The organism is Kitasatospora sp. NPDC091257 (assembly GCF_044757675.1).
Lineage (GTDB): Bacteria > Actinomycetota > Actinomycetes > Streptomycetales > Streptomycetaceae > Kitasatospora > Kitasatospora lactacystinica.
The window spans coordinates 1-1,124 of record NZ_JBIVVI010001843.1 but is presented as its reverse complement, the minus strand read 5'-3'; the positions used below and the strand labels follow the sequence as shown (position 1 = coordinate 1,124).

Annotated in this window: 1 tRNA gene and 1 pseudogene; one reads left to right on the top strand and one right to left on the bottom strand. The window is 70.2% G+C overall.

Going from position 1 to position 1,124, the window contains the following annotated elements:
• Positions 1 to 182 precede the first annotated feature (182 nt).
• Positions 183 to 253, bottom strand: a tRNA-Cys gene (locus tag ACIQOV_RS42405).
• Between the two features lie 308 nt (positions 254 to 561).
• Between ACIQOV_RS42405 and ACIQOV_RS42400 the strand changes: the two are divergent.
• A pseudogene (locus tag ACIQOV_RS42400) lies at positions 562 to 1,124 on the top strand (hypothetical protein); the annotation flags it as partial.

Genomic DNA, 1,124 nt, shown 5'->3' with positions numbered 1-1,124 from the left:
CTGGTGCTGACCACCTTCGACACCGACAACGACGTGCTGCCCGCGATCGAGCCCCCGGCCCGGGCCTCGCCGTCCGGTCGGGGGCGGCAACCGGGCTGCTGTTCCTGCGGTGGGCTGACGGACCGCCGGCCGACACGGGGGCGACCGGCGGGACGCACCCCGGCACCGGCGGACAGGAGAAAAGGTGGAGACAGGAATCGAACCCGTCTGAACGGTCCTGCAAACCGTCGCCTCGCCACTCGGCCACTCCACCTCGACAACGGTGGAAACATTACACACGTATGAACCGGAACTCTCCGGAAGTGCTGGATTTTCACTCCGGAAGGCTCTTAATGCTTCTAGTGTTATTTCTCTCGACATGGCGCCGAAAGGGCCCGGGGGCCGACACGGGGAAAGTCATGTTGCGCTAGCCTGTGCCGATATCTCCAACCCGATGGGATTTCATTGATGGCCGTCGAGGAATCACGGTTCACCCGTATCACGGAGCTGCGTGGCGAATCCGCCACGAACCGGTGCCAGTACAAGAGTCTGCCCCTGCGCGACCTTCCACCGCTCGGTGTCGTGCGTCGCGCGCGGATCGCCCGCGAAGGCCTGCGTGAGCGCCGCGCCGACATTCCGGCGCCCGGCCGTCCCTCCCGCTTCGCCGAGGGGGACTGGGTCCGGGTGAAGGACGAGGCCGTGGTGCGCGCCACCCTGGACGCCAAGGACCGCCACCGCGGCCTGTGGTTCACCCGGAGCCAATGGTCGTTCTGCGGCGGCGTCTACCAGGTCGAACGCGTCGTGCGCCGCATGATCGACGACCACTACCGCGTGCGGCGCCTGTCGGGCACCGTCGCCCTGGCCGGCGCCACCTGCCACGGCGCCGACGGGACCCAGGGCTGCGGCATGGAGTGCGCGCTGCTGTTCCGCGACGAATGGCTGGAGCCCGCCCCCGCGCCGGTCCCCGCCGCCCGGCCGGTCGCCCTGTGGGCGACGGTGCGCAGCCTCGCGGAGATCCACGCGACCCTCGGCTCCGACGGGCGCCTGCACGGCGTCCCCTTCCAGCCGGGGATGGAGCGCCACGCCGGCACCCGTCACGGCGCCACCGAGCTGCGTCACCGGTCCCTGGCCTGGTGGCAGCACCC